The sequence below is a fragment of the Acidisphaera rubrifaciens HS-AP3 genome (assembly GCF_000964365.1).
Taxonomy (GTDB): Bacteria; Pseudomonadota; Alphaproteobacteria; order Acetobacterales; family Acetobacteraceae; genus Acidisphaera; species Acidisphaera rubrifaciens.
In genome coordinates this window covers 1-6589 of record NZ_BANB01000641.1, presented here as the reverse complement: position 1 = coordinate 6589, position 6589 = coordinate 1, and the positions used below count along the sequence as shown (strand labels likewise).

The following is a 6589-nucleotide window of genomic DNA, read 5'->3' as shown; positions in this document are numbered from 1 at the left end:
TTGATCCGGTGCGGCTCCACCGCCGCGTCGCCGAGGCGGCGGCGCTTGTCCTCCTCATAGGCCTGGAAGTTGCCCTGGAACCATTCGACGTGGCTGTCGCCCTCGAAGGCCAGGATGTGGGTCGCCAGCCGGTCGAGGAACCAGCGGTCGTGGCTGATGATGACGGCGCAGCCGGCGAACTCGGCCAGCGCCTCCTCGAGCGCCCGCAGCGTGTCCACGTCGAGATCGTTGGTCGGCTCGTCGAGCAGGAGGACGTTGTGTTCCTCCTTCAGCATCTTCGCGAGGTGGACGCGGTTGCGCTCGCCGCCCGACAGGATGCCGACCTTCTTCTGCTGGTCGCTGCCCTTGAAGTTGAAGGCGCCCACATAGGCCCGGCTCTGCACCGCGCGCTTGCCGAGATAGATCACGTCGGTGCCGCCGGAGATTTCCTGCCACACCGTCTTGTCGGCATCGAGGCTGTCGCGGCTCTGGTCGACATAGCCGAGCTTGACGGTCTCGCCCACGCGCAGCGTGCCGGCGTCGGGCTGCTCCTGTCCGGTGATCATGCGGAACAGCGTCGTCTTGCCGGCGCCGTTCGGTCCGACCACGCCCACGATCCCGCCCGGCGGCAGCTTGAAGCTCAGGTCGTCGATCAGCAGCCGGTTGCCATAGCCTTTGCGCAGCCCCTCCGCCTCGATCACCGTGCCGCCCAGGCGCGGGCCGGGGGTGATGACGATGTCGGCGACGCCGCCCGCCTGCTCCTGCGACTTGGCCAGCAACTCCTCGTAGCGCTTGATGCGCGCCTGATTCTTGGCCTGTCGGGCACGGGGGGAGGAGCCGATCCATTCCTGCTCGGCCGCCAGTGCCCGCTGCCGCGCGCTTTCCTCCTTTTCCTCCTGCTGTAGCCGCTTGCGCTTCTGCGTCAGCCAGGACGAGTAGTTGCCCTCGAACGGATAGCCCCGCCCGCGCTCGAGTTCGAGAATCCAGTTGGTGACGTTGTCGAGGAAGTAGCGGTCGTGGGTGACGACCATGACGGTGCCCTGATAGTTGCGCAGCGTCTTTTCCAGCCAGGCGACGCTTTCGGCGTCGAGATGGTTGGTCGGCTCGTCCAGCAGCAGGATGTCCGGCCGCTCCAGCAGCAGCCGGCACAGCGCGACGCGCCGCCGCTCGCCGCCGGACAGGGACGTGACCTGCGCCTCCGCCGGCGGGCAGCGCAGGGCGTCGAGGGCGATCTCCACCCGGCGGTCCAGCTCCCAGCCGTCCTCGGCGTCGATCCGGCTCTGCAGCTCCGCCTGTTCGGCGAGCAGGGCGTTCATCCGGTCGTCGTCCATCGGCTCGGCGAACTCCATCGAGATCGCGTTGAACCGGTCGAGCGCCGCCTTCAGCGGGCCGAACGCCTCCTCGACGTTCTCGCCCACGGTCTTGGTGGGATCGAGCTTGGGCTCCTGTTCGAGATAGCCGACCCGCACCCCCTCGGCGGCCCAGGCCTCGCCGCCGTATTCCTTTTCGATGCCGGCCATGATCTTCAGCAGCGTGGACTTGCCGGCGCCGTTGACGCCGAGCACGCCGATCTTCACGCCGGGGAGGAACGAGAGGGTGATGCCCTTGAAGACTTCCCGGCCACCCGGATAGTTCTTCGTCAGGTCCTTCATCACATAGACATACTGATAGCTGGGCATCTGCTTCCCCTGAGCGGCGGATCGGGTGGGAGGTCGAAAGGCGGGTCTGCGCCCGGCAGGACTCGAACCCGCAACCAAGCCGTTATGAGCGGCCCGCTCTAACCAGTTGAGCTACAGGCGCAGCGCGACCGCCGCAGCCCCGTATGTCGCGCGCCTGCCGTCCGCGCGCAAGCCGTGCCGGGCGCCGCATGCCGGGACCGTGCCCGGGCGGCGGCCATTTGCCAGCCCGGGCAACCTTGGGCATTTTCCGTAGGCTCCGCGGCGGTCCGTCCGCCCGCGCAACAACAACCCCGGCCGTCCGGCGGCCCTCGCGTCCGTCGCCCCCGGCCGAAGCAAGCGAGGAATGCTCCCGATGGTGCTCGCCTTCCTGCTGGTCATCCTCTGTGGTGCACTGGCACTTGCCTATGGCTACCAGACAGCCCAGCGCGTGCTGGCGGCCGATGCCGGCTCCGCCCGCATGCAGGAAATCGCCGGCGCGGTGCAGGAGGGGGCGCGCGCCTATCTCAACCGCCAGTACACGACCATCGGCGCGGTCGGGCTGGTCATCATGATCCTGCTCGGCTTCTCGCTCGGCGTGCATGTCGCGATCGGCTTCCTGATCGGCGCGGTGCTGTCCGGGGCGGCGGGCTATGTGGGCATGAACGTGTCGGTCCGCGCCAATGTCCGCACGGCGCAGGCGTCGATGTCCGGCCTCGGCGCCGGGCTCGACATCGCGTTCAAGTCGGGGGCGATCACCGGGCTGCTGGTCGTGGGCCTCGGGCTGCTGGGCGTGACCATCTATTACGGCATCCTGCGGATGGTGATGCCGGCGACGCCGGACATGCGTCCGGTGCTGGAGGCGATGGTCGCCCTGTCGTTCGGCGCCTCGCTGATCTCCATCTTCGCCCGCCTGGGCGGCGGCATCTTCACCAAGGGCGCGGACGTGGGCGCCGACCTCGTGGGCAAGGTCGAGGCCGGCATCCCCGAGGATGACCCCCGCAATCCGGCCGTGATCGCCGACAACGTGGGCGACAACGTCGGCGACTGCGCCGGCATGGCCGCCGATCTGTTCGAGACCTATGTGGTGACGATCGTCGCGACCATGCTGCTCGGCGCGATCCTGTTCACCGGCCATGCCCGCGACTGGCTGCTGATGCTGCCGCTCGGCATCGGCGGGGTGTGCATCCTGACGTCGATCGTCGGCACCTATTTCGTCAAGCTCGGCGCCAGCAACAACATCATGGGCGCTCTGTATAAGGGTCTGCTGGTCACCGGCGCGCTGTCGGTGGTGGGCATCGCCCTCGTGGTCGGCATCTGCGCCGGCTACCGGGTGCCGCTGGAGCTGACCGACGGCGCCACCATCACCGGCTGGCACCTGTTCCTGTGCGCGCTGGTGGGCCTCGGCGTCACCGGGCTGATCGTGGTGATCACCGAATACTACACCTCCACCGAATACCGGCCGGTGCGCAGCATCGCGCAGTCCTCGACGACGGGCCACGGCACCAACGTCATCCAGGGCCTCGCGGTGTCGATGGAAAGCACCGCCGGGCCGGTGATCGTCATCGCGATCGGCATCGTGCTGGCCTTCATGCTGGCCGGCCTGTTCGGCATCGCCATCGCGGCGACCACCATGCTGGCGCTCGCCGGCATGATCGTGGCGCTCGACGCCTATGGCCCGGTCACGGACAACGCCGGCGGCATCGCGGAGATGGCGGACCTGCCGAAGGAGGTGCGGGTGACGACGGACGCGCTGGATGCCGTCGGCAACACCACCAAGGCGGTGACCAAGGGCTATGCGATCGGCTCCGCCGGTCTCGCGTCGGTGGTGCTGTTCGCCGCCTACACCCAGGACCTGCAGCACTACTTCCCCGACCTGCAGGTGGACTTCCAGCTGCAGAACCCGTTCGTCGTGATCGGGCTCTTCATCGGCGGCCTGCTGCCCTATCTGTTCGGCTCCATGGGCATGACCGCCGTGGGCCGCGCCGCCGGATCGGTGGTGATCGAGGTGCGGCGTCAGTTCCGCGAGATCCCCGGCATCATGGAAGGCACCGCCAAGCCCGAATACGGCCGCGCGGTCGATCTGCTGACCAAGGCGGCGATCCGCGAGATGATCGTGCCGTCGCTGCTGCCGGTGCTGGCGCCGGTGGTGCTGTACTTCGTCGTGCGGTCGGTCGCCGGCCAGGGGGCGGCCTTCAGCGCCCTCGGCGCCATGCTGCTCGGCACGATCGTCACGGGCCTGTTCGTCGCCATCTCGATGACGTCGGGCGGCGGGGCGTGGGACAATGCCAAGAAGTACATCGAGGAAGGGCATCACGGCGGCAAGGGTTCGGAGGCGCACCGCGCCGCCGTGACCGGTGACACGGTGGGGGACCCCTACAAGGACACCGCCGGCCCGGCGGTCAACCCGATGATCAAGATCACCAACATCGTCGCCCTGCTGCTGCTGGCCATCCTGGCCGGGGCGGTGCATTAGTCTGCCACCTGCCCGGGCCCCCCGATCGGGGTCCGGGCCACCTGGCAGGGACCTGACATGCGCATTGATGCGATCGCGGTGGGCCACAACCCGCCGGAAGACGTGAACGTCATCATCGAAGTGCCGATCGGCGGCGAGCCGATCAAATACGAACTCGACAAGGCGGCCGGCACCCTGGTCGTGGACCGCTTCCTGCACACGCCGATGCGCTATCCCGGCAATTACGGCTTCGTGCCGCACACCCTGTCCGACGACGGCGACCCGATCGACGTGCTGGTGGCCAATACCCGCCCGATCGTGCCGGGCGCGGTCATCAACGTCCGCCCGGTGGGCGTGCTGCGCATGCAGGACGAGGCCGGAGAGGACGAGAAGATCATCGCCGTGCCGTCACCGAAGCTGACCAAGCGGTATCTGCATGTCGCCAACTACACCGACATCCCGCTGATCACCCGCGAGCAGATCCAGCACTTCTTCGAGCACTACAAGGATCTGGAACCCGGCAAATGGGTCAAGATCACCGGCTGGGGCGACGCCGACGAGGCCAAGGCGATGATCATCGCGGCGATCGCACGCGACGGCGGCGGCTAGGCACCGGCGCCCCTCCCGCATTGCGTTGCCCCGGCGTCGCCGCCGGGGCACAGCCGGGGCGCGGCTACATCCCGAGCGCGCGGCGATAGACGTCGAGCAGCGTCTCCTGTTCCTCGATCTCGGCCGCTTCCTGCTTGCGCAGGCGGATCAGGGTGCGCAGCACCTTGACGTCGAACCCGGCGGACTTCGCTTCGGCGTAGATGTCCTTGATGTCGCTGGACAGCGCCTTGCGCTCCTCCTCCAGCCGCTCGATGCGTTCGACGATGGAGCGCAGCCGGTCGGCGGCGACGCCGCCCGCCTTGCTCGCCGGTCCGTCCTTGTCCGTCGCATCGAGCGCCATGTGCCGACCCCTCCGTCGATGAGCGGGCGGGGATAGGGCGGCCCCGGCTCCCGGTCAATCGCCCGCCTGTCCCGCCAGACTGTCCCGCCAGACTGCCGCACCAGCCTGCCCCGCCGGCCCCGAGTCGCCCGAGCGCCGGCGGCGGACTAGGGTGGGCCATGGCGACCCTCGCAGTCCGCGCCTACCGGGGCCTCGCGGTGACCCTTGTGCTCATGGCGCTGGCCGTGTTCGTCGCCGCCGGCACGACCGATTACTGGCAGGCCTGGGTGTTCCTCGCCGTCTATGGCGCGGTCACGGCAGGCCTCACCGCACAGGCGCTGAAGCGCGATCCAGCGCTGGTGCGGCGGCGCATGAAGGGTGGCATGCGGGCCGAGACGGCGCCGCGGCAGAAAATCATCATGGCCTGCGCGTCCGTCTTCTTCGTCGCGCTGCTGGTCGTGCCGGCCGCCGTCCGCCGCGCGGGCGGGCCGATGCTGCCGGCCTGGGCGGCGCTGGCGGGGGATGCGCTGGTGGTCGCGGGGGTGGCGGGCGTCGGCGCCGTGTTCCGTGCCAACAGCCACGCCGCGGCGACCATCCAGGTGGAAGCCGGGCAGCGTGTGGTGGACACCGGCCCGTATGCCCGCGTCCGTCACCCGATGTACGCCGCGGCGCTGGTGATGCTGGCCGGCTTCCCGCTCGCCCTCGGCTCGGCCTGGGGATTGCTGCCGCTGATTCCGCTCGCCGCCGTGGTCAACTGGCGGCTGGTCGAGGAGGAACGGTTCCTGGCCGGCGGCCTGCCGGGCTACGCTGCCTATGCGGCGCGGGTCCGCTGGCGGCTGCTGCCCGGCGTGTACTGACGGCCGCCGCGGTCAGTGTTCCGGCTTGACGAAGGCCGCCGCCTGCGCCGGCGTGGCCTCGGTCTGGTATTTCGCCTGCCATTCCTTGTAGGGCATGCCATAGACGAACTCCCGCGCCTCCGGGTCGGGGATCGTCATGCCCCGTTCGGCGGCGCCCTCGCGGAACCAGCGCGACAGGCAGTTGCGGCAGAAGCCGGCGAGGTTCATCAGGTCGATGTTCTGCACGTCCGTCCGCTCGCGCAGGTGGGCGACGAGGCGGCGGAACGCGGCGGCCTCAAGCTCGGTGCGGGTGGCGTCGTCGAGGTCTTTGATCGGCATGGGCGGGCTCCCTCTGTCGCCCCCTAGATGGCGCCGCGGGACGCGGTTAGCCATAGGCCGCACACGCAGGGAGGCTGGTGGTGAACGACCCGAGGGCAACCGACCCGAGCTTCGATGACGCGCGGGCGCGGGCCGTGCTGCGTCGCGTCTTCGACGCGGGCGTGGCGGCGGCGGACCCGCGCGTGGTACTCGCCCGCCACCTGCCGCCCCGACCCGCCACCGGCCGTTGCGTCGTCGTCGGCGGCGGCAAGTCGGCGGCGGTGATGGCGGCGGCGCTGGAAGATGCATGGCCGGACGTGCCGCTGGAGGGGGTGGTCGTCACGCGCTACGGCCATGCCGTGCCGACCCGGCGTATCCGGGTGATCGAGGCGTCGCACCCGGTCCCGGACGCGGCGAG

At 69.6% G+C, this 6589-nt stretch carries 7 protein-coding genes and 1 tRNA gene; 4 read left to right on the top strand and 4 right to left on the bottom strand.

Annotated elements, in window-relative coordinates:
• On the bottom strand, positions 1-1658 hold a 1658-nt coding region (ettA, locus tag B8460_RS15770), incomplete at its 3' end, for an energy-dependent translational throttle protein EttA (protein WP_048862566.1).
• A gap of 47 nt (positions 1659-1705) precedes the next feature.
• Positions 1706-1779: transfer RNA gene (locus B8460_RS15765), tRNA-Ile, on the bottom strand.
• Positions 1780-2001: 222 nt separating this feature from the next.
• Between B8460_RS15765 and B8460_RS15760 the strand changes: the two genes are divergently transcribed.
• Together B8460_RS15760 and ppa are read left to right on the top strand one after the other, a co-directional pair.
• Positions 2002-4110, top strand: a complete 2109-nt coding sequence (locus B8460_RS15760; RefSeq protein ID WP_456303910.1) for a sodium-translocating pyrophosphatase — start codon at positions 2002-2004, stop codon at positions 4108-4110.
• 57 nt (positions 4111-4167) lie between these two features.
• On the top strand, positions 4168-4698 hold the full coding sequence (gene ppa, locus B8460_RS15755) for an inorganic diphosphatase (RefSeq protein WP_048862565.1): 531 nt from the start codon (positions 4168-4170) through the stop codon (positions 4696-4698).
• 64 nt (positions 4699-4762) lie between these two features.
• Here the strand turns inward: ppa and B8460_RS15750 are convergent, their stop codons facing one another.
• Positions 4763-5038, bottom strand: a complete 276-nt coding sequence (locus tag B8460_RS15750) for a DUF2312 domain-containing protein (RefSeq protein ID WP_048862564.1) — start codon at positions 5036-5038, stop codon at positions 4763-4765.
• 158 nt (positions 5039-5196) lie between these two features.
• Between B8460_RS15750 and B8460_RS15745 the strand changes: the two genes are divergently transcribed.
• Entirely contained in the window at positions 5197-5874 is a 678-nt protein-coding gene (locus tag B8460_RS15745; RefSeq protein ID WP_048862563.1) for a methyltransferase family protein, read from the top strand.
• A 12-nt stretch (positions 5875-5886) separates the two neighbouring features.
• On the opposite strand, the gene B8460_RS15740 is transcribed toward B8460_RS15745, so the two are convergent.
• Complete coding sequence (locus tag B8460_RS15740; protein WP_048862562.1) at positions 5887-6192, bottom strand: DUF1244 domain-containing protein; 306 nt, start codon at positions 6190-6192, stop codon at positions 5887-5889.
• A gap of 80 nt (positions 6193-6272) precedes the next feature.
• On the opposite strand from B8460_RS15740, the gene B8460_RS15735 reads away from it, so the two are divergent.
• Positions 6273-6589 (top strand): DUF4147 domain-containing protein (locus B8460_RS15735; protein WP_148360645.1); only part of this gene is annotated, 317 nt, incomplete at its 3' end.

What these genes read in the sequence shown, in the direction of transcription:
- B8460_RS15760 (WP_456303910.1), top strand. Translation starts at nt 2,002, where the DNA reads ATGCTCCCGATGGTGCTCGCCTTCCTGCTGGTCATCCTCTGTGGTGCA.
- ppa (WP_048862565.1), top strand. Translation starts at nt 4,168, where the DNA reads ATGCGCATTGATGCGATCGCGGTGGGCCACAACCCGCCGGAAGACGTG.
- B8460_RS15750 (WP_048862564.1), bottom strand. Translation starts at nt 5,038, where the DNA reads ATGGCGCTCGATGCGACGGACAAGGACGGACCGGCGAGCAAGGCGGGC.
- B8460_RS15745 (WP_048862563.1), top strand. Translation starts at nt 5,197, where the DNA reads ATGGCGACCCTCGCAGTCCGCGCCTACCGGGGCCTCGCGGTGACCCTT.
- B8460_RS15740 (WP_048862562.1), bottom strand. Translation starts at nt 6,192, where the DNA reads ATGCCGATCAAAGACCTCGACGACGCCACCCGCACCGAGCTTGAGGCC.